Annotated in this window: 14 protein-coding genes; 7 read left to right on the top strand and 7 right to left on the bottom strand. The window is 67.3% G+C overall.

The window, feature by feature from the left end:
- Nucleotides 1-75 precede the first annotated feature (75 nt).
- The 3 genes from RTX79_RS05605 to RTX79_RS05595 form a co-directional block, all read right to left on the bottom strand.
- Nucleotides 76-1,317: a DUF819 domain-containing protein gene (locus RTX79_RS05605; protein ID WP_312682548.1), complete on the bottom strand. Its 1,242-nt coding sequence runs from the start codon at nt 1,315-1,317 to the stop codon at nt 76-78.
- A 122-nt stretch (nt 1,318-1,439) separates the two neighbouring features.
- Entirely contained in the window at nt 1,440-3,518 is a 2,079-nt protein-coding gene (locus tag RTX79_RS05600; RefSeq protein WP_312682546.1) for a S9 family peptidase, read from the bottom strand.
- A 125-nt stretch (nt 3,519-3,643) separates the two neighbouring features.
- The gene (locus tag RTX79_RS05595; protein ID WP_123700434.1) at nt 3,644-5,611 is read right to left on the bottom strand and encodes an OPT family oligopeptide transporter; all 1,968 of its coding nucleotides are present in this window, start codon (nt 5,609-5,611) and stop codon (nt 3,644-3,646) included.
- A 144-nt stretch (nt 5,612-5,755) separates the two neighbouring features.
- Between RTX79_RS05595 and RTX79_RS05590 the strand changes: the two genes are divergently transcribed.
- A complete protein-coding gene (locus RTX79_RS05590; RefSeq protein ID WP_312682543.1) occupies nt 5,756-6,907 on the top strand; it encodes a DUF1624 domain-containing protein in 1,152 nt (383 codons plus the stop codon).
- Nucleotides 6,908-6,982: 75 nt separating this feature from the next.
- A complete protein-coding gene (locus RTX79_RS05585; protein ID WP_312682541.1) occupies nt 6,983-8,734 on the top strand; it encodes a peptide MFS transporter in 1,752 nt (583 codons plus the stop codon).
- Nucleotides 8,735-8,787: 53 nt separating this feature from the next.
- Here the strand turns inward: RTX79_RS05585 and RTX79_RS05580 are convergent, their stop codons facing one another.
- Nucleotides 8,788-10,767: an alpha/beta hydrolase family protein gene (locus RTX79_RS05580; RefSeq protein ID WP_312682539.1), complete on the bottom strand. Its 1,980-nt coding sequence runs from the start codon at nt 10,765-10,767 to the stop codon at nt 8,788-8,790.
- 147 nt (nt 10,768-10,914) lie between these two features.
- Entirely contained in the window at nt 10,915-11,550 is a 636-nt protein-coding gene (locus RTX79_RS05575) for a LysE/ArgO family amino acid transporter (RefSeq protein WP_057508841.1), read from the bottom strand.
- Between the two features lie 136 nt (nt 11,551-11,686).
- Between RTX79_RS05575 and RTX79_RS05570 the strand changes: the two genes are divergently transcribed.
- From RTX79_RS05570 to RTX79_RS05555, 4 genes are all read left to right on the top strand, one after another.
- Complete coding sequence (locus tag RTX79_RS05570; protein ID WP_042614669.1) at nt 11,687-12,592, top strand: LysR family transcriptional regulator ArgP; 906 nt, start codon at nt 11,687-11,689, stop codon at nt 12,590-12,592.
- Between the two features lie 183 nt (nt 12,593-12,775).
- On the top strand, nt 12,776-14,482 hold the full coding sequence (gene mqo, locus RTX79_RS05565) for a malate dehydrogenase (quinone) (protein ID WP_312682535.1): 1,707 nt from the start codon (nt 12,776-12,778) through the stop codon (nt 14,480-14,482).
- Nucleotides 14,483-14,678: 196 nt separating this feature from the next.
- The gene (locus RTX79_RS05560) at nt 14,679-16,835 is read left to right on the top strand and encodes a TonB-dependent siderophore receptor (protein ID WP_312682532.1); all 2,157 of its coding nucleotides are present in this window, start codon (nt 14,679-14,681) and stop codon (nt 16,833-16,835) included.
- A gap of 255 nt (nt 16,836-17,090) precedes the next feature.
- Nucleotides 17,091-18,041 (top strand): nucleoside hydrolase, encoded by a 951-nt coding sequence (locus tag RTX79_RS05555; protein WP_428695960.1) that lies wholly within the window; start codon nt 17,091-17,093, stop codon nt 18,039-18,041.
- A 119-nt stretch (nt 18,042-18,160) separates the two neighbouring features.
- On the opposite strand, the gene RTX79_RS05550 is transcribed toward RTX79_RS05555, so the two are convergent.
- Nucleotides 18,161-19,402 (bottom strand): MFS transporter, encoded by a 1,242-nt coding sequence (locus tag RTX79_RS05550; RefSeq protein WP_312682530.1) that lies wholly within the window; start codon nt 19,400-19,402, stop codon nt 18,161-18,163.
- A gap of 186 nt (nt 19,403-19,588) precedes the next feature.
- On the opposite strand from RTX79_RS05550, the gene RTX79_RS05545 reads away from it, so the two are divergent.
- The gene (locus tag RTX79_RS05545; RefSeq protein ID WP_312682527.1) at nt 19,589-20,554 is read left to right on the top strand and encodes a TIGR03571 family LLM class oxidoreductase; all 966 of its coding nucleotides are present in this window, start codon (nt 19,589-19,591) and stop codon (nt 20,552-20,554) included.
- Here RTX79_RS05545 and RTX79_RS05540 read toward each other — a convergent pair.
- Complete coding sequence (locus RTX79_RS05540; protein WP_312682525.1) at nt 20,520-21,659, bottom strand: metallophosphoesterase; 1,140 nt, start codon at nt 21,657-21,659, stop codon at nt 20,520-20,522. The genes RTX79_RS05545 and RTX79_RS05540 overlap by 35 nt on opposite strands.
- Nucleotides 21,660-21,941 lie beyond the last annotated feature (282 nt).

Genomic DNA, 21,941 nt, shown 5'->3' with positions numbered 1-21,941 from the left:
GAGCACGGCTCGGCGCTACCTGCTTCTGCCTTTTTCTTTTCCCCTCCCCCGGCGCTCCATGCAGACGAAAAAAAACTACTGCCCCGCCAGCGCCCGCAGCGTAATCCCCACTACGTACGCCAGGTACGTGCCGGTCGCATACCCCATCGTGCCCAACAGCACGCCCACCGGCGCCAGCGCGGGATGGAACGCCGCCGCCACCACCGGTGCCGACGCCGGCCCGCCGATGTTGCTCTGCGAACCGATGGCGAAATAGAAGAACGGCACGTGCAGCAGCTTGGCCAACAGCCACAACAGCACGATGTGCACCGCGATCCAGATCAATCCCAGCGCGAACAGCCACGGACGATCCAGCAACGCCACCAGGTCCATCTGCATGCCGATGCAGGCAATCAGGAAGTACAACAGCAGCGACCCCACCCGCGAGGCGCCGACGCCTTCCAGCGTACGCGCGCGGGTGAAGCTCAGGCCCAGGCCCAGCGTGGTCGACAGCACCACCACCCACACGAACGGCGCGTCCAGGCTGAACTTCGAGGCCCAGCTGACATGCAGCTTGAACCAGGCCGCCAGCGGGGCGCCGATGGCGTGGGCCAGGCCGACACCGCCGAAGGCCACCGCCACGATCAGCATCAGGTCGGTCAGGGTGGGAATGCGTTCGTGCTCGGCCTGGAAGCGGGTGATCCGCTCCTTCAGTTCATCGATCGCGGACGTATCGGCGCCACTGCGCGCATCGATCTTCGCCGAACGCCCGGCCAGGAAAATCAGCACCGCCATCCACACATAGCCCACGCCCACGTCCACCACCGCGAACTGGCCGAAGGTGGTGGCGTCGACGTCGAACACTTCGCGCATCGCCAGCATGTTGGCACCGCCGCCGATCCAGCTGCCGGCCAGCGCCGCCATGCCGGCCCAGGTATCACCGGCCACGGTTTCCGGATGCAGCGCGCGCATCAGCAGGAACGCCACCACCGCACCGATCATGATGCTGGCCGATGCGCCCAGGTACATCAGCACCAGCTTCGGCCCCAGCCGCAGGATCGCCTTGATGTCCACCGCCAGGGTGAGCAGGACCAGCGCTGCCGGCAGCAGCACGTCGCGCGCGATCGGGTTGTACAGCCGGGTGTTCTGGCCGTCGATCAGGCCCACGGTGTTGTAGATGCCGGGCAGCAGGTAGCACAGCAGCAGCGCCGGCACGAAGGCATAGAAGCGCTTCCACGGGCCGTGCGGGCGCGAGGCGGTCCAGAACACCGCACCGAGGGTGGCGGCGATCAGGCCGAAGACGACGATGTCGTTCTGGATCAAGGGAGTCGACGGCATGCGAATCCAGGGGTAGCGCCGAGCCATGCCCGGCGAGCGCAGCGGGGAAAAATGCCGCCGGGCATGGCTCGGCGTTACGGAAACAAAAAGCGCCGACCGGGGGGGCGGCGCTTCAACGCGGCTTACTGGCCGATGTGCTGCTTCAACCAGGCGTTCACCGTGTCATGCCACAACACGCTGTTGGCCGGCTTCAGCACCCAGTGGTTCTCATCCGGGAAGTACAGGAACTTCGAGTCGATGCCCTGGCGCTGCGCAGCGGTGAATGCCGCCAGGCCCTGCTCGACCGGGATGCGGTAATCCAGCTGGCCGTGGATGATCAGGATCGGCTTCTTCCAGTCCGCGACATGGTTGACCGGATTGAACTTCTCGTAGTTGGCCGGCTTGGCGAACGGGGTACCGCCCTGCTCCCATTCGGTGAACCACAGTTCTTCGGTGGCATAGCCCATCATGCGCTGGTCGAACACACCATCGTGGTTGACCAGGCACTTGAACGGGCTGTTCCAGTTGCCGGCGATCCAGTTGACCATGAAGCCGCCGTAGCTGGCGCCCAGCGCGCAGGCCTTGTCGCCATCCAGGAACGCATACTGCTTCAACGCCGCGTCCCAGCCCTTCTGCAGGTCTTCCAGCGGACGGTCGCCCCAGTGCTGGCTGATCGCATCGGTGAAGGCCTGGCCGTAGCCGGTGGAGCCGTGGAAGTCGATCATCACCACCGCGTAGCCCTGGCCGGTATAGGTCTGCGGATTCCAGCGGTAGCTCCAGCCATTGCCGAAGCTGCCCTGCGGGCCGCCGTGGATCAGGAACGCCACCGGGTACTGCTTGCCTTCCTGGTAGTCGTGCGGCTTGACCACGTAACCATGCACGGTGTCGTTGTTCCAGCCCTTGAACTCGAACTGTTCGAAGTCACCGAAGGACACGTCCTTCAGCACGTCACCGGCGGCGGGGGTCAGCGCGCGCAGCTCACCGATCGGCTGGCCGGCGGCCGGCAGCAGGCCGACCAGCACCTGGTCGTTGCTCTTCAGGCTGTTGCGGGTGATCGCCACGCTGTTGCCGGCCACGTCCACGGCGGTCACGCTGCCATCGCCGATCAGCTTGTCGACCTTGCCACTGGCCACGTCCACGGCGAACAGCGGGTGCTCGCCCAGCTCGTCGGCGGTGGTGTAGATCGTGCTGCCATCGGCGGACAGCACGATGCCACCGGCCGAACGATCCCAGTCCGCGGCGATTTCGCGGGTGCTGCCGCTGGCCAGGTCCATCGCCATCAGGCCGAAGCGGTCGGCTTCGAAGCCCGGGCGCTTCATCGCGCGGTAGAACAGGGTCTTGCCGTCGGCGCTGAACACCGGGCCGGCATCCCAGGCCGGGTTGGCGGCGGTCAGGTTGACCGGCGCCTGCTTGCCTGCGGCGTCGAAGCGGTACAGGTCGAAGTTGGTCGACCACGGTTCTTCGCGGCCGGCCACGCGGATGCTGGCGACCACGCTGCTGCCATCCGGCGACCATGCGAAATCATCATTGCCACCGAACGGCTTGGACGGCGCATCGCCAGCCAGGGTCGCGCTGAGCGCCGAGGCGCCCTTCACCCCGGCGGCCTTGCCGGTCGGCAGCGGCGCCACGAACAGGGTGTTGCGGCGGCCATCGTTCCAGGTGTCCCAGTGGCGCACGAACATCGAATCGAACACTTTGCCGCTGGCCTTGGTGCCCTTGATCGCAGCCAGCTTCTTTTCGGTGCAGGCCAGGTCCGAACCACAGTCCTGGAAGACGCCGGCACTGAACAGCACGCGGTCGTCCTGCGGGGACACGTGGTAGCTGTCCACGTCCACCGGGAAATCGGTCAGCTGGCGCGGCGTGGTGCCGTCCAGCCCCTGCGCGTACAGCTGCTGGCTGCCGTTCCTGGCGCTGAGGAAGTACACGGTGCGGCCATCGGCCGACAACGAGGCCGAGTTGACGTTCCAGCCATTCGGGGTCAGCTGCTTCGGCGGTGCGGCATCGCGGGTGCGCAGGTTGCGCACGAACAGCGCATTGCTGGCCTTCTGTTCGTTGTCCACGCTGCGCTTGGCGAACACCACGCTGCCGCCATCGGCGGTGAGCACGGGCGAGGAAACACGGTCCAACGCGATCAGGTCGCGGACATCGAGGCCGCGGGCAGCAGCCACGGACGGCAGCGCCGCGAGCAGGCTCAACGGCAACAAGGCATGACGCAGTTTCATCGGGTTCTCCGCGGGACGGCAAAACGTCGATGGTAGGCCCCGGCACGGCAGCGTGCCAAGGCCATCGGTCATGCCAGCGGGCCGGACAACGCCGGGCATGGCCCGGCGCTACCCGACCCCGCCGATCAGCCGGCGTTGGCCTTCTTGCCGGTGCGGTAGATCAACCAGCCGACCAGGAACAGCACGGCCAGGCCGATCCACTGCGCGGCCGGCAGCGCGAACGGCACCGCCAGCACGTCGGCGCGGCCACTGACCACGATCGGCACGGCGATGGCGATACCCATCAGGGCTTCGCCGGTGATCAGGCCGGCGGCGAACAGCACGCCCGGCTTGTGCACGCGGTCGCGGCCTTCTTCATCATCGGCACGCACCTTGTGGAAGCGCTCCACCAGGTAGGAAATCAGGCCACCGAGGAAGATCGGCACCATCAGTTCCAGCGGCAGGTAGATACCGATGGCGGCGGCCAGCACCGGCACGCGGAAGCGCTTGCCGGTCTTCTTCAGCCACTCGTCCAGGGCGATGATGGCGGCACCGACCACGGCACCCATCATGATGAAGTTCCACGGCAGTTCGCCGCCGAACAGGCCGCGCGCCACCGACGCCATCAGGTTGGCCTGCGGGGCCGCCAGCGCGTTCGGGTGCTCCGGGGTGGGCGCGCCGATGCCGTAGGCGGTCGCCAGCAGGTTCAGCACCGGGGCCATGATCAGCGCGCAGGAGAACGCGCCGATGCCCAGCATCAGCTGCTGCTTCCACGGCGTGGCACCGACGATGTAACCGGCTTTCAGATCCTGCAGGTTGTCACCACCGACCGCGGCCGCGCAGCACACCACCGCACCGATCATGATCGCCGCCACCGCGCCCAGCGGCGCACCGAAGGCACCCACCGGGGTCAGGCCGTCCTTGCCCAGCAGCAGCACCAGCACCGCCGAAGCGAACAGGATGGTGGAGATGGTGATGCCCGAAACCGGGTTGTTGGATGAACCGATCAGGCCGGCCAGGTAGGCCGACACCGAGACGAACAGGAAGCCGGCGACGATCATGATGAGAGTCATCGGGATCGACACGTGCCACTGGCCGACGATGGCCTGGTACAGCGCCAGCAGCGGCAGGGTGAAGGCGACCAGCGCCACCAGCATCCACTTCATCGGCAGGTCGCGCTCGGTTTCGGCCAGCGCCGGACCGGTGCTCTTGCGCGCCGCGGCGAAGCCACTCTTGACCCCGCTCAGCAGCGATCTGCGCAGCGAGAACAGGGTCCAGATGCCGCCGATCAGCATCGCGCCCACGCCCAGGTAGCGCATCTTCGCGCCCCAGATGGCGAACGCCGCATCGGTGGACGAGGCGGTGGCGATGGACGCGGCCAGCGCCGGGTCGGTCTGCAGGAAGAACGCCTGGTAGACCGGGATGGCGATGTGCCAGGTGAGGATCGAGCCGGACACCACCACGATGCCGACATTCAGGCCGACGATGTAGCCCACGCCGAGCAGGGCCGGCGACAGGTTGGTGCCGATGAAGGCGGTGATCTTCGAGCTGCCCACGTAGGCCGAGGTGGCCCAGGCATCGGGGATCAGGCGCATGCCGCTGGCTGCGGCGACCTTGACCACCGCGCCGATCACGGCGGACAGGCCGAGGATCTTCAGGCCCGGGCCGGGGTTCTCGCCGGCCTTGAGCACTTCGGCCGCCGCCTTGCCTTCCGGGAACGGAAGCGGATCTTCAACGATCATCGAGCGCCGCAGCGGCACCGAGAACAGCACGCCGAGCAGGCCACCGAGGCCGGCGATACCCAGCACCCACCAGTACTTGAAGTCCGGCCAGTAGCCCATGATCACCAGCGCGGGGATGGTGAAGATCACACCGGCGGCGATCGACGAGCCGGCCGAGGCACCGGTCTGGACGATGTTGTTTTCCAGGATGGTGCCACCGCCCAGCAGGCGCAGCACGCCCATGGAGATGACGGCAGCGGGAATCGCGGTGGCGATGGTCAGGCCTGCGAACAGGCCCAGGTAGGCGTTGGCGGCCGACAGCACCACGGCCAACACGATGGCAAGCACCACCGCGCGGAACGTGAGCTGCTTGGGCGCAGCGACGTTGTTCATTGAAGCCCCTGATACGAAAAAATCCCTGCAACGCTAGCGTCCGGGTGCCTGCAAGTCCAGCGCGCCACAGCGCACGGCCTGGCAGGGGCTCGCCCGCAAATGATATGTTATATCCTTTCCGCCCCCCCCTTCCAGCGCAACCGCATGCCCCCTTCCGTCTCCACCCGGCTGGCCTCCATCGATCAGCTGCGCGGCACCGTGATGCTGCTGATGCTGCTCGACCACGTCCGCGAAACCTTCTTCCTGCAGCATCAGGTCAGCGATCCGATGGACGTGACCAGCGTGTCCCCTGCGCTGTTCGCCTGCCGCCTGCTGGCCCACCTGTGTGCACCGGTATTCGTGCTGCTGACCGGCCTTTCGGCCTGGCTGTACGGCCAGCGCCAGGCCGATCCGCGCCGCGCCATCGCCGGCTTCCTGTTCAAGCGCGGGCTGTTCCTGGTGGTGCTGGAACTGACCCTGGTCAACTTCGCGTGGACCTTCCAGTGGCCGCCGGACACGATCTACCTGCAGGTGATCTGGGTGATCGGCCTGAGCATGATCGCGCTGGCCGGACTGGTCTGGCTGCCGCGCAGCGTGCTGCTGCCACTGGCCCTGCTGCTGGTGGCAGGGCACAACCTGCTCGATGGCGTGCACGTGCAAGGCAACGGCGTGCTGGCCACGCTGTGGAAAGTGCTGCACCAGCGCGACTGGATCGTGCTGGGCGATGCGCTGCGCCTGCGCACGTCCTACCCGCTTCTGCCGTGGATCGGGGTGATCGTGCTGGGCTACCTGATGGGACCGTGGTTCGCGGCCACCCGCCCGCCGGCACAGCGCCAGCGCTGGCTGCTGTGGGCCGGCTGGGGCGCGCTGGCGGCCTTCATGCTGCTGCGGGCGCTGAATGTCTACGGCGATGCGCCGTGGCAGTTGCAGCCCACCACGCTGCAGACGCTGATGGGCATCTTCAACGTCACCAAGTACCCGCCCTCGCTGCTGTTCCTGCTGGCCACCCTGGGCGTGGGCCTGCTGCTGCTGCGCCTGTACGAAGTGCCCGGGGTGGCCGACGCGCTGCAGCCGTTGGCCCGGATCGGCGCCGCGCCGATGCTCTTCTACCTGCTGCACCTGTATGTGCTGAAGCTGATGTACCTGGCCGCGCTGGCGCTGTGGGGGCCGACCAACGGCGCGCTGTTCGCGGTGGAATCGGTGGCCGCGCTGCTGCTGATCAGCACCGCCCTGGCGCTGCTGCTGTACCTGCCGACCAAGGCCTTCGCCGCGCTGAAGGCACGCCGCAGGGACCTGGCGTGGCTGCGCTATCTGTGAGGACCGCACGCACGTTCCGCGCATCGAAGGGGTTCTGACCGCATAATCCCGGGCCTCATTGTCTGCCCCCGACCGATGACCGCCATCGCTGCCAACGACGACTTCCTGGGCCATCCCAAGGGCGTGTACGTCTGCTTCTTCACCGAGATGTGGGAGCGCTTCTCCTTCTACGGCATGAAGGCGCTGCTGCTGCTGTATCTCACCAAGTACCACCTGTTCGGCGACAAGGCCGGGCTGGACCTGCTCGGCGCCTACGGCGGGCTGGTGTACTGCATCCCGGTGTTCGGCGGCATGCTGGCCGACCGCTGGCTGGGCATGCGCCGGGCGGTGCTGTTCGGCGGCGTGCTGCTGGTGCTCGGCCACCTGGGCATGGCCTTCGAAGGGCACGCGGCCTATCTGGAAAACGGCCAGGTGGTGCGCGATACCGGTGCACTGACCATCACCTACCTGTCGCTGGCGCTGATCATCATGGGGGTGGGCTTCCTGAAGCCGAACATCTCCACCATCGTCGGCAAGCTGTACGCCGAAGACGATCCGCGCCGCGATTCGGGCTTCTCGCTGTTCTACGCCGGCATCAACCTGGGCGCCCTGTTCGCTTCGCTGGTGTGCGGTTTCCTGGGTGAAGCGTACGGCTGGAAGTACGGCTTCGGCGCAGCCGGCATCGGCATGCTTGTCGGCCTCGGCATGTTCCTGTGGGGGCAGAAATACCTGCACGGCCACGCCGAACCGCGCGATCCCGCTTCGCTGCGTGAACGCGTGCTGGGACTGCCGCGCGAGTGGCTGATCTACGCCGGTGCGGTGCTGGCGGTGCTGCCGGTGGCGTGGCTGATGTGGGCCGCCGGCAACGGCGCCTTCGCCCTGGGCGGTGAGATCAGCCTGGCGCTGATGCTGATGCTGGTGGTGCTCGGTGGCGTGCTGCTGTGGTTCGCCTGGTTCACCGGCACACGCTGCACGCCGGTGCAGCGCCAGCAGATGATCGCGCTGATGGCGCTGATCCTGATGGCGCTGGTGTTCTTCACCCTGTACGAGCAGAGCTATGGCTCGTGGGTCACCTTCACCGATCGCCTGTTGACCAAGGACATCGTGCCTGCGCTGGTGATCCGCGACGGCACGCCGCTGCCGTGGTCGATCGTGTCGCTGCTGCTGGCGCCGCTGGGCTTCGTGGTCAGCGCGCGGCTGTCCGACCGTTCGCCGGGTTCGCCGTGGCCGCGCCGCATGTTCATCGCCATCGTGCTGGCGATGCTGGTGCTGCTGGTCCGCGATTGCCTGGTCATCCCGCAGACCGCCGGCTCGCTCACCTACCTCGGCGGGTTGTTCCTGGTGGTGCTGGCGCCGTTGTTCGCGTTGCTGTGGGCCTGGCTGGATCGCCGCCGTGCCGAACCGGGCAAGGCGATGAAATCGTCCATCGGCCTGGTGCTGGGCGCACTGTCCTTCGTGCCGCTGGCACTGGCCGCGCAGCAGGTCGGCGCGACCGGGCAGATGGCCAGTGTCAGGTGGCTGGTGCTGGCCTATTTCCTGCTGGCCAGCGGTGAAATGTGCCTGTCCCCGGTGGGCCTGTCGGCGGTGACCCAGCTCGCGGTGCCGCGGGTGGTCAGCCTGATGATGGGCACCTGGTTCCTGGCCACTGCGTTCTCCGAAACGCTGGCCGCGTTGTTCGGCAAGCTGGCCGCCATCGAAGTACCCGAAGGCGAAACGCTGGACATCGTCAGCGCCTCGGCCAGCTACGCCCACCTGTTCTGGCTGCTGATGTGGATCGGCCTGGGCTGCGCCGTGCTCGCCTTCGCCACCGCCCCGCTGCTGCGGCGCATGATGCACGGGGTGAAGTAGGAAAAAGGGGGACGGAGGGAATTAATCTCGATTAATTTCCTCCGTCCCCTTTTTCACGGCGCCGCCGGCTTCGGCGCGGCGGCCTTGTCGCCCCCCAGGTTCTGCGACAGGAACGCCAGCAGCTTGCCGTAGTACTCGCGGCGGTTGGCATCGACGTAGAAGCCATGCCCTTCGCGCGGGTAGTACAGGCTTTCCACCGGCACGCCGGCCTTCTTCAGTGCCGCTTCCATGCGTTCGGTGTGCTGCACCGGCGCGCGCTGGTCTTCGCGACCGGCTGCCAGGAACACCGGCACCTTGATCTGCGCGGCCAGGTTGACCGGCGAGACGTCGCGCACCTTGTCGGCCGGGCCGATCCACTCGCGCAGGTAGGTTTCCCCGGACATCCACTGCTGGATGTCGCCGCGGCTGTGCATCATCGGCAGGTCGTAGACGCCCACGTAGCCGGCGGCGCATCGGTACAGGTCCGGTTCCTTCGCCGCGCCCATCAGCGCCGCATAGGCGCCGTAGCTGGCACCGTACACGCAGATTTTCGTCTTGTTGGCGACGCCTTCGCTGATCGCCCAGCGGGTGGCATCGGTCAGGTCGTCCTGCATCGCCATGCCCCACTGCTGGGCACCGGCCTGTTCGAAGGCACGGCCGTAGTTGCCGGAGCCGCGGAAGTTCATCTGCAGCACGGCGTAGCCGGCACTGGCCAGCATCTGCGCCTGGGTGTCGTAGGTGCCGTCTTCGAAGATGCCGAACGGCCCACCGTGGGGCAGCACCACCATCGGCAGGTTCTTCGCCTCACGCCCGTGCGGGGTGGTCAGGAAGCCATGCAGCGGCAGGCCGTCACGCGCCTTGACGGTGATCGCGCGCACCGGCGCGGTCTGTGCCGGGTCGATCCAGGTGCTGCGGCTGACCACGTGCTGGGCCGCCTTCGCTTTCTGGTCATAGATGAAGAAATCACCCGGATTGCGGCCGGAGAACGTCTCCACCAGCACCTTGTTGCTGTCGCGCGTACTGGAGGTGATGAAAACGGCGTCCCCGCCGAATGCCGATTCCAGGCTGCGGTACAGCTTGGCGTCGGCCGAGGTCTCGTCGAAGAAACGGGTGCGCGGCGTATCGCCGAGGAACAGCGCGCCCACCGGCACCGCCGTGCCGGGGCGATGGATCAGCCGCGCCGGGTCGACCATCGGATCGCGCAGCACGTCCTTGCGCTCGCCGCTGGCCGGATTCCAGCTGACGATCTTGTTGGGTCCCGAAGGCTGTTCCACGTTGAGGTAGGCCAGCGCGCCGTCGGCGGAAAAACCGATCGCACGCTCGATCCGCTTGGACACCGCCTCGTCGTTGACCAGCTTCCAGTTCTCGTTGTTGCGATCGCGGTAGAACAGCTTGTTGACGTTGTCCGAACCGGCGCCCAGCGCGAAACGCGCGTTGCCTTCCCCATCGGTGGTGAAGGAGGCGCGCTGCACCGGCGAGCGGGTCACCGGGATGCGGCGCCCACTGGTCACGTCCATCCGCTCCAGCCGCGTGTACGGGTCGCCGTTGAACGAGGACACCGCGATCAGCACGTGCTTGTCATCGCCGGGCAGGTCATCGCTCAGGAACGCGGCGACGGCTTCGGCTTTCTTGCCGGAAATGCGCGTGCCGGTGTTGCCGCCGGTCACCCGGTAGCCGACCAGCAACTCGCCGCTGGTGGTGTTGGCGCGCAGCGAGTACAGCTCGCCGGTGGGCTGTGGCTCGTCGAGCGAACCGAATTTCTGTCCCAGTTCGATCAGCACGCGGTCATCGCTGACCCAGTCGAAACGCCGCGCGTCGTTGTTTTCCGGCGGCACGAAGCGACCCACGATCTGGCCGTCGGCCACGCGCAGGATCGCGACGGCGGTGGACTTCTCCAGCGGAATGGTCGCTGCGTAGTACTCGCCATTCGGCGACAGCTTGAGATCGGTGAAGCTGTCGCGCTTGAGGAACGTGTCCAGGTCCACGTCGGCGGCCGTTGCCATCAGCGGCAGGGCCATCGCGGCCATCATCGCCGCCAGTATCGTCTTGCGCATCCTTATCCCGCCCCTTGCGGACACCATGTCCGCGACCGGGCGATTGTAAACAGGACGTGAACGGATTGGGAATCAGGAAAACCTGAAAAAAAAGGGCGGCACCGTTTCCGCTGCCGCCCTGCACACCACACCTTGGAGAGAGTGGAATCAGTGCACGCCACGGACCGCCAGGGTCAGGGCGAGGATGCTCAGGATCACCGCGATGGTGCCGTCCAGCACCCGCCAGGTGCCGGGCTTGTTGAACAGCGGCGCCAGCAGGCGCGCGCCCAGGCCCTGTGCGGTCAGCCACATGCAACTGGCGGTGACCACGCCGGCCGCGTAGGCCATGCGGTCGTTGCCGAAGTTTTCGGCGATCGAGCCGATCACCATCATGTCCAGCCAGAAGTGCGGGTTGATCAGCGAAAAGCCGACCGCGGCCATCAGCACCGCGCGGCGGCTGCCGTCATCGCTTTCGGCTTCGCCCATGCCGCCGCCGCCGGCGATCGCACGCCGTGCCGACTTCAGGGCATACCAGGCCAGGAACGCCACGCCGGTCCACAGCACCGCGCTGGTCAGCCACGGCGCGGCCTGGATGAGGGTACGCAGGCCGGCCACGCTGGCGAAGATGAAGACCGCATCGATCGCCGCGCAGGTCGCCACGACCGGCACGATGTGCTTGCGCAGGATGCCCTGGCGCAGGATGAAGGCGCTCTGCGCGCCGACCACGGCGAACAGGCCGATGCCGGTGGCGGCACCACTGAACCAGGCCGCAAGGCCGGTGCTGGCGGAAATGATCGAGAACATGGGAGACAACCTTGTCGTGCAGGGGGGCGGTGCCTCGCGAAGGCGGACAGCACCGGGTACGGGGCGTATTGTCGCGTTGCACCAATCCCAAGAAAAGCTAAACTTACTTAAGCCTCTTTAGCAGAACTTAATCGCCATGCGCGTCGACCATGCCCAGCTCCGCGCCCTCGCCGCGGTCATCCGCGAAGGCAGCTTCGACCGCGCCGCGCAGGCGCTCAACGTCACCGCGTCGGCCGTGTCGCAGCGGGTCAAGGCGCTGGAAGACCGGGTCGGCCGGCTGCTGGTCAAGCGCGGCGCACCGGCCACCGCCACCGCCGAAGGCCAGGTGCTGGTGCAGCTGGCCGAGCAGACCGCGCTGCTGGAACACGATGCGCTGCACCGCATGGGCCTGGCCGACGAAGACCTGCCGCAGGCCAGCATCCCGGTGGCGGTCAACCATGACAGCCTGGAGACCTGGTTCCCGCAGGCCGCCCAGCAGTTCGCCCAAGTCACCGGCACCACCCTGGACCTGCGCGTGGAAGACCAGGACCACACCGTGGAACTGCTGCGCCAGGGCACCGTGCTGGGCGCGGTGACCACACTGGATGAGCCGGTGCAGGGCTGCCAGATCCACGCGCTGGGCAGCATCCGCTACGCGGCCACCTGCACCCCGGAATTCCGCGACCGCCACTTCGGCAAGGGGGTCAGTGCGCAGGCGCTGGCCCAGGCCCCGGTGCTGGTGTTCAACCGCAAGGACGACATGCAGGCCCGTTTCGCCCGCCGCATGGCCGGGGTGGAGGTCCCCAACACCGCCCCCACCTGGTGGATTCCGTCCACCCGTGCCTTCGTGCAGGCGAACCTGGGCGGGCTGGGCTGGACCATGAACCCGTTGCCGCTGGTCAAGCGCCACCTGGATGCCGGGCGGCTGGTCTACGTGCGCCAGCGCGCCTGGGAGGACGTGCCGCTGTACTGGCAGCACTGGAAGGGCGATGTGCAGACCATGGCCCTGCTGACCCGCGCCGTGCTGGGCGCTTCGACCGCGCTGATCCGCCGCAAGCGCTGAGGCTTTGCCGGGTCGGGCCGGTCGCGCGCGACGTCCCGCAGGATGCTGCGTCGCACCAAATCCGTACCGGAAAGGGGTAAAATCGGACACTGGTTGCCGTGGGCGGCTCTATCCTGACGCGTTTTTCACGCGCCGTACCTGTCCGGCACGCATCCTGATTCCCTCCCCAAACGAATCGTTCCCATGAAGAAATTTGGCAAGGCTTTAGTCGCCCTGCTCGTGCTGCTGTTGGTGGCGTCGGTACTGTTCCTGTACTGGCCGCTCACCACGCGCTCGGTGCCGGCGGCAAGCAACGAAAAACCCGTTGATGTGGTCCTGGTGGGCGCTGGCATCATGAGCGTCACCCTGGCGACGTACCTGCAGGAACTGCAGCCGGACTGGAACATCCAGATCTACGAACGCCGCGATGGCGTGGCCGAAGAAAGCTCGGATGGCTGGAACAACGCCGGCACCGGCCACTCCGCGTTCGCCGAACTGAACTACACCCCCGAGCTTCCCGATGGCAGCATCGAAACCAAGCGCGCGGTCGGCATCGCCGAGCAGTTCGAGATCTCGCGCCAGTTCTGGTCGCACCAGGTGCGCGAAGGCCGCCTGAGCCAGCCGAGCGACTTCATCAACCCCACCCCGCACATGAGCTTCGTGTGGGGCGATGAGAACATCAACTTCCTGCGCAAGCGCCAGCAGGCGCTGGTCAAGAACCCGCTGTTCTACGGCATGCAGTACTCCGAAGATCCCGCGCAGATCAAGGCGTGGGCACCGCTGTTGATGGAAGGCCGCGACCCGGCCCAGAAGGTCGCCGCGACCTGGATGCCGCTCGGCACCGACGTGAACTTCGGCGTCATCACCCGCCAGCTGACCGATGGCCTCAAGCGCAGCCCGAACTTCGGCCTGCACCTGGGCCATGAAGTGAGCGCGCTGCGCCAGAACGACGACAAAACCTGGAACGTGACCGTCAAGGACCTCAAGTCCGGCAACGAGAGCACCACCCACGCGCGCTTCGTCTTCATCGGTGCCGGTGGTGCCGCACTGAAGCTGCTGCAGCTGTCGGGCATCCCGGAATCGAAGAACTACGGCGGCTTCCCGGTCGGCGGCCAGTTCCTCGCCTTCAAGGGCGCCGACGTCGCCTCGCGCCACAGCGTAAAGGCCTACGGCATGGCCGAAACCGGTTCGCCGCCGATGTCGGTGCCGCACCTGGATTCGCGCAAGCTGGATGGCAAGCCGGTGGTGCTGTTCGGACCGTTCGCGTTGTACAGCACCAAGTTCCTCAAGCACGGTTCGTGGTTCGACCTGTATTCGTCGGTGACCCACAACAACGTGGCGCCGATGTTGAACGTGGGTGCGGACAACCTGGACCTGGTGAAGTACCTGATGAGCCAGGCCCAGTTGAACGACGACGACCGCCAGGCGGAACTGGTCAAGTACTACCCCAACGCCAAGCGCGAAGACTGGACGCTGGTCACCGCAGGCCAGCGCGTGCAGATCATCAAGAATGATCCGCAGAAGGGGCCGCTGCTGCAGTTCGGTACCGAGATCGTGACCGACAAGGACCACACCCTGGCCGCCCTGCTGGGTGCGTCCCCGGGTGCCTCGACCTCCCCGCCGATCATGCTCGACCTGATGGCCAAGGCCTTCCCGGAAGAGATGAAGGCCGGCTGGGAAGCGCGCCTGCGCGAGATCGTGCCGTCCTACGGCCGCAAGCTCAACGAGAGCCCGGCGCTGACCAACGAGATCCGCACGCTGACCAGCCAGACGCTGAAGCTGCCGTTCCTGGACGTGCCGGCCGAGGTGGCCCCGCCGGCCGCCATTCCGGCGACCGTGGCGCGCCCGGCCGAAGCGCCGCTGCCGCCGCAGGAAAAGCGCAACAAGAACGAGGAACTGCAGGCACTGTAAGCCTGCCCCGCGCTTCCGGCACCACACCAACGGCCACCTTCGGGTGGCCGTTTCTGTATCTGGCCGCCAGGGCCAACAGATGCGAATTGTAAAGTTTTCGATAATCATTTACATTTGCGCACCCTGATCCATCCGCTGGCGGCATCCCCGCCGGCCTTGCCCTGCCCGCCTTCCAGGCCCTTCCAGCGAACCCGTCATGACCGCCATTGTTTCGTTCCGCCACGCCCCGTTGGCCGTCGCCCTGCTGGCCGCGCTGTCCACCGCGCCCGCCCTGGCCGATACCCTCGCCGATGCCAGCGCTGCCGCCGACGCCAAGACCCTCGACGAGGTCAACGTGCGCGGCAGCCGCGCCGTCCCGTCCAGCACCACGCGCCTGCCCATCACCCTGCAGGAGACGCCGCAGTCCAGCACCGTGATCGGCCTGGAGCGCCTGCAGGACGAATCGCTGTTCAGCATCAACGATGTGATGCGCAACGTCACCGGCGTCAACGTCTCCTTCTACGATACGCAGCGCCCGCTGTACTACGCGCGCGGCTTTGCCATCACCGATTTCCAGGTGGACGGCCTGCCGACCTACAGCGGTTCGACCAACCAGGAATACGACACCGCTTTCTATGACCGCATCGAAGTGATCCGCGGTGCCAACGGCCTGCTCAGCGGCGCCGGCGTGCCGTCGGCCACGGTCAACCTGCTGCGCAAGCGCCCGGGCAAGGACTTCGATGCCTCCTTCGCGGTCAGTGCCGGCAGCTGGGACTTCCGCCGCATGCAGGCCGACGTCAACGCACCGCTGACCGCCGATGGCCGTTTCCGCAGCCGCGTGGTCGCTGCCTGGCAGGACAAGGACTACTACTACGACCGCTACAGCGAGGACAAGATGTCCGGCATGGCGGTACTGGAAGGCGACCTGACCGACTCCACCACCGTCACCGTCGGCTTCCAGACCCAAGACAACAACCCCACCGCCACCACCTGGGGCACGGTGCCGTTCTTCAACAGCGACGGCAGCTTCGCGCACCTGCCGCGCAGCACAAACCTGGCCCCGGACTGGGCCAAGTGGCAGCGCCAGACCAGCACCGCGTTCGCCAACCTGGAACAGCGCTTCGGCGAGAACTGGCTGCTGAAGGTCAACACTGCCTACACCCGCGGCAACGTGCAGAACGTGCGCGTGTACGGCAGCGGTTATCCGGATGCGACCACCGGCGCAGGCATCTACCTGCTGGGTGCGGCCGGCGAGACCGATGACACCCGCAAGGGCGTGGACGTCTACCTGTCGGGCACCTTCGGCCTGTTCGGCCGCGAGCACGACGTGGTGTTCGGCGGCAGCTTCTCCGACCTGCAGTCCACCGCCTGGACGATGACGCCCACCGCCAGCTGGCGCTACGACATCCCGGACATCCACGCCTGGAATGGCGATGCGCCGGAACTGGTGGTCAACCGCACCGGCGCCCACCGCGATGCGCGCACCACCCAGCGCGGCGTGTATGCCTCCACCCGCCTGCGCCTGGCCGAGCCGCTTTCGCTGATCGCCGGCGCGCGCCTGAGTTCGTGGGAAACCCGCACCCGCGCCTACAACACCGCCAACACCTATATCGCCACCAGCGGCGCCTACAAGGTGGATGACGAGGTCACCCCGTACGTGGGCCTGGTGTATGACATCACCCCGAACGTTTCCGGGTACGCCAGCTACACCGAGATCTTCAACCCGCAGAACTTCAAGGACCGCAACGAAAACCTGCTGGCGCCGGTGGAAGGGTCCAATGTCGAGGCAGGCATCAAGTCGCAGTGGCTGGACGGCCGCTTCACTGCCAATGCAGCCGTGTTCGAGGCGAAGCAGGACAACTACGCCGTGCGCGATGCCAGCGTGCCGGACGGTTCGCTGAGCGACGGCAGTTCGGCCTATATCGGCATCAACGGCACCAAGGCGCGCGGTTGGGAAATGGACCTCAATGGCGAGATCCTGCCGGGCTGGACGGTCAATGCCGGCTTCACCCACGTCAAGGTGACCCGCGCGGCCACCGACCTGCTGTACGCGAACCTGCCCGAAGACTTCCTGCAGCTGAACACCAGCGTGCGCCTGCGCGGTGCCTGGGAGCGGCTGACCCTGGGCGGTGGCGTGCAGTGGCAGAGCAAGGTGCAGGGCTTCAACGTGCCCTACCCGCCCGGTGGCACGGTGACGGTCAACCAGCCGGCGTATTCGCTGGTGCAGTTCAACGCCAACTACCGCATCAGCGACAGCTGGACGGCCACGCTGAGCGTGCGCAACGCGCTGGACAAGACCTACTGGGCCAACCTGGACTACAACAACTACGGCGAACCGCGCTTCGTCGCCTTCAGCCTGCGCTGGAAGTACTGAGGGCAAGGCACGACCCTCTGCCCCGGTAGTGACGACCGCTGGTCGTCACGCGCTTCGCCGCTGCGCTCGCCGAGCATGGCTCGGCGCTACCGACCGCCGACCCTGCCCCGATAGTGACGACCGCTGGTCGTCAGCGCCCTGCCGCTGCGCCCGCCGGGCGCGCCTGTCATCATGTCCGGACACTTGAGACACTACGCTACGGGCAGCCCCGCTGGGCGCGCCCCGCACCACCACGGACAGAAGAAGAACAACAACATGATGCACAACGTAATTTTCGATACCGACCCGGGCGTCGACGACGCCCTGGCGCTGCTGTACCTGCACAAGCACCCGCAGGTGAACCTGCTGGCCGTCACCACCGTGTTCGGCAATGCCGCCGTCGAATCGACCACCCACAACGCGCTGTTCCTGAAGCAGGCCTGGGGCCTGGACGCACCCGTGGCGCGCGGCGCCGCCGGCCCGCTGCAGCCCGATGCACAGCCCGAAGCCTGGCCGGTGCACATCCACGGTGACAACGGCCTGGGCAACCACCCGGTGCCGGCACAGCTGGACGTGGCCGCCGATCCGCGCAGCGCACACCAGCTGATCATCGACCTGGTCCGTGCGCAGCCGGGCCAGGTCACCCTGGTCGCGGTGGGCCGCATGACCAACCTGGCACTGGCCCTGCGCGAAGCACCGGATATCGCCTCGCTGGTACGTGGGGTAGTGATCATGGGCGGCGCGTTCCATGTCAATGGCAACATCACCCCGGCCGCCGAGGCCAACATCTGGGGCGACGCCGAAGCCGCCGACATCGTGTTCACCGCCAGCTGGCCGGTGATCGCCATCGGCCTGGATGTCACCACCCAGGTGGAGATGGATCGCCACGGCCTGGATGCACTGGCCCACGCCGGCGGCGCCGATGCCGACCTGGTGCGTGCGCTGTCGCAGGACTACGTGGACTTCTACCTGCAGGCCGGCCACAAGGGCATGGTGGTGCACGACTGCTGCGCCTGCATCGCGCTGACCCGTCCGGAACTGTTCGAGTTCGAGCATGCCAGCGTGCGCGTGGCCACCGATGGCGTGGCACGCGGGATGACCATCCCCAAGCCGGCCGGCATGGCCTTCGGCCCCAGCGTGTGGGACGGCCAGGCAATGCAGTCGATCGCGATCGGCGTGGATGCCAGCGCCGTGCTGGCCGACATCGAAAAGACCCTGTCGCTGTAACGGAAGGGACGCTGTAACCGCAGGGACGGCCGCTGGCCGTCCTCTGCTGGTGGGTGACGACCGCTGGCCGTCCCCTGCGGGTGGGTGACGACCGTTGGTCGTCACGGCCGGCCGCGGCGCTACCGGAGCGGGCGGGTTTCCGGCAGGCGCCACAGCACCGGCAGCACCAGCACGGCGACGATGGCGATCATCGCCCCGGGCGCGGCATTCCACCCGCTGCGCTCGACCCACCATTGGGCCAACCACGGCGTGGCACCGCCGAATACCGCCGTGGCCATGGTCACCCCCAGCGCCAGCCCGCTCAGCCGGCCTTCGCCGGGGAACTGTTCGGCCGTGGCCGAAGCCGCCACCGCACTGATGCCGCCGGCCACGCAGGCCAGCACCACCGCAGCACCAATCACGCCCATCGTCGATGCCTGCGCCATCCACCCGAACATCGACAGCGGCAGCAGTGCCGACAGCAGGGTCAGCCCCAGCAGCAGGGGCCGCCGACCGAACCGGTCCGACAGCAGCCCGAACAGCGGCGTGGCCAGGATCACCGCCACCGCGGCGATGGTCGACAGCCACAACGCTTCGCCCTCCCCGCGGCCATTGGCGTGCAGGAAGGCCGGCACGTAGGTGATGCCTACGTAATAGGTGATCGAACCGAGTGCGGAGATCGCGAAGGTGCGTGCGACCGCGCCGGGATGGTTGCGCAGGATCTGCCGTATGGGCGCACTGGGCACGCTGCCCTCGCGCTGCTGGCGCTCGAATTCGGGCGATTCGTGCATGCCCGAACGTGCCAGCAGGATGAGCAGCGCCAGGCCGGCGCCGACGAAGAACGGGATACGCCAGCCCCATGTATCCAACGCAGGGGCCGGCAGCAGCGCCACGGTCAGCGCGGACAGCGCCACCGCCAGCAGCGCGCCCACTTCACTGGCTGCCGAGGCCAACGAGGTCACCAGCCCGCGTCGTCGTGGCGGCGCGCTTTCCAGCAGGTAGGCCACCACCCCGGTGTATTCGCCACCGACCGAAAACGCCATCACGCAGCGCAATGCCAGCAGCAGCACGCCGGCACTGGCACCGATCTGCGCATAGGTGGGCAACAAGGCCGTGGCCAGCATCGCCGCCGCCATCAACGCCATCGAGGCCAGCAGCATCCAGCGCCGCCCCAGGCGGTCGCCGAGATGGCCGAAACACAGCGCACCCAAGGGACGCATCAGATAGGACACCGCGAACCCGGCGAGGGTGGCCAGCAGGGCGGTCTCGCCGCCGCCGAAAAACACCCGTGACAGCACGGTGGCGAAATACAGGTAGAGCGTGAAGTCGTACCACTCCACGACGGTGGACAACGCCGCCACCCACATGGAGCGACGATGCATCGTACCAACCGCGCTTCCTGCCCGATCCTGCATCCGCCCGCCTCCGCTCCAGAAGCGGCCACCCTAGCGCAGCGCAGGTGAAGAATAGACCGTGTACGCCACTGGGCTGCAGCATTCCAACGGGCGTGGCGCCTGCTGCACGGCATTGCGGCTAGGCTGCAGGACTTGCCGGAAGGACGCATGCCCGTGCCCCGATACAATGCCGCTTACGACACCCTTTTCATTCGTGGAGGCGTGACGCTCGGGCTCATGACGCCCGTCGGCAGCGACGCCGGCGCCCAACCCGACGCCCCCCGGGCGACCGCGCTGGCACGCCTGGCCGAAGCACAGGGTTTCGCCGCACTGTGGGCGCGCGATGTCCCGTTGATGGTGCCGCAGCGGTCACCTGCGGACACGGCCGCGCCGCAGGCCAGCGCCGTCGATGATCCCTTCGTCTGGCTCACCCTGCTCGCCGCCGCCACCTCGCGCATCGCCATCGGACTGGCCGCGGCGGTGCTGCCACTGCGCCACCCGCTGCACATCGCCAAGGCCGCCCTGAGCCTGGAACGCGTCTCGAATGGGCGCTTCGTGCTGGGGCTGGGATCGGGCGACCAGCCCGAAGAGTTCGCCGCCTTCGGTGCCGTGCTTGAGCAGCGCGCGCAGGTGTTCCGCGAGCGCTGGCCGTTGCTGCGCGCGGCGCTGTCGCCGGATGCACAGGAGCGTGCGCTGATGCTGCAGCAGGTCGGCTATCCGGTACTGCCCGCGCCTGCCGCACGGATCCCGATGCTGGTCGTGGGATCGGCCCGGCAGTCCCTGCAGTGGATCGCCGAACATGCCGATGGCTGGGCCACCTACCATCGCGAAGAAGCCACGCAGGAAGGCCGGATCGGACTGTGGCAGCACGCCCTGCGGCAGAAGCTCGGCAGTGCAACCAAGCCCTTCGTGCAGTCCGCGCAGCTGCAGCTGCTGGAAGATCCTGCAGCGCCGGCCATGCCGCTGGAGCTGGGCCTGCGTGGCGGCAGCGCTGCCGTTCGGGACTACCTGCAGCGCATGCATGCTCTCGGCGTGGACCACGTGATGTTCAACCTCAGTGGCGGGCGGCCCGCCGAAGAGGTCATCGAACAGATCGGCGCGGAGATCATTCCCGCGCTGTCGGCGCCGCCTTCAGGGTGATCAGGGTGATCTCCGAAGGCACGCCGATGCGCGCGGCAAAGCCCGGCCACAGGCCCGCGCCGTTGCTCACGTACAGGGTCATGTTGCCCACCTGGTAGCGGCCGGATACATAACCGCCGTTGGCCCGCTTCACCAGCTGGTCCATGCCGACGATGTGGCCGCCGTGGGTGTGGCCGGACAACTGCAGCTTCACCCCACGCGCCGCATTGGCCTGTGCTTCGCGCGGGCGATGGTCGAGCAGGATCACCGGCGCCTGCGGATCGGCCCCCTGCAGCGCGGCTGCCAGGTCCGGCTGCGGCAGGTCATAGCGCGCCGCCACCGGATCGGTAACCCCGGCGATGGTCAACGCCGCATCGCCACGACGCACTTCGGTATGGGTGTTTTCCAGCACCTGCATGCCCAGTCCGCGGAAGGCCTGCATCCATTGCGTGTACTGGGCGTAATACTCGTGGTTGCCGGTGATGGCGATCACCCCGTCCGGTGCCTGCAGGCCACCCAGCGGGCGGAAATCATCCGCACGGGCAGTGACCGTGCCATCGATCAGGTCACCGGTGATCACCACCAGGTCCGGCTTCAGCGCGTTGCTTTCGGCCACGACCTTGAGCACCCAGTCGCCGGTCAGCAGGCGGCTGGCATGGATATCGGTCAGCTGCAGCATGCGGTAGCCATCGAACGCGGGCGGCAGGCCGGCGATCTCCACGTCGATGCTGCGCGGCTTGGGTACGGCCATGCCCTGGCTGACCCCGAAGATGCCCAGCGCCAGCGCAGTGATTCCAGCCGTGGGCCGCAGCCAGCGCGCGCGCAACGCCGCGGTTGCTCTGGCCGAGCGCAGCAGGCGTGCAAGCAGCAGGGCGGCATCCAGCAGCAGCAGGAACAGCGCCCCCAGCAGCAGGGAGGTAAAGCCCGTGGCGAGCACGGCGATGGCCATTTTCGGGATTTCAGGCGAGGCCATGGTGCCGGCGAACTGGGCCACGATGCGGTGATGCAGGGCCATGGCGAATACCAGCACGGCCAGGACAAGACGCACGGGCAGTGGCAGGCGCAGCGGCCAGACCAGGCGCAGCACGATGTACAGCGCGAGAACGGAAGCGATGACACTCAGCACGATGGGGGTTCCAGGGGGAGCAGTGGGGACGATAGCCGTCCATCGTGACTGATTTCGTATCCGGGGTTCCAGTGCGGAAAGCAGTGTTCCGCTGCGAACGGCGGGGTTCCTCGCGGGCGGCGTTTGGCGGTGGTGCTGGGGGTGGTCCGGGCGGGTGGGGTTGGCAGGACACGCCGCAAGTACGTCCGTGTAGGCTGCATCGCCGCACCCATGCGGCTCAGCGTCCTGCCAACCCCACCCGCCCGGCCCATGACAGGTTCACTGCGCCGGCCGCGGTTGGGA

The sequence above is a fragment of the Stenotrophomonas chelatiphaga genome (genome assembly GCF_032054965.1).
In the GTDB taxonomy this organism is placed as follows: domain Bacteria; phylum Pseudomonadota; class Gammaproteobacteria; order Xanthomonadales; family Xanthomonadaceae; genus Stenotrophomonas; species Stenotrophomonas chelatiphaga.
Note: the sequence above shows the minus strand (reverse complement) of the source record. Positions and strands in the feature narration are given on the sequence as shown.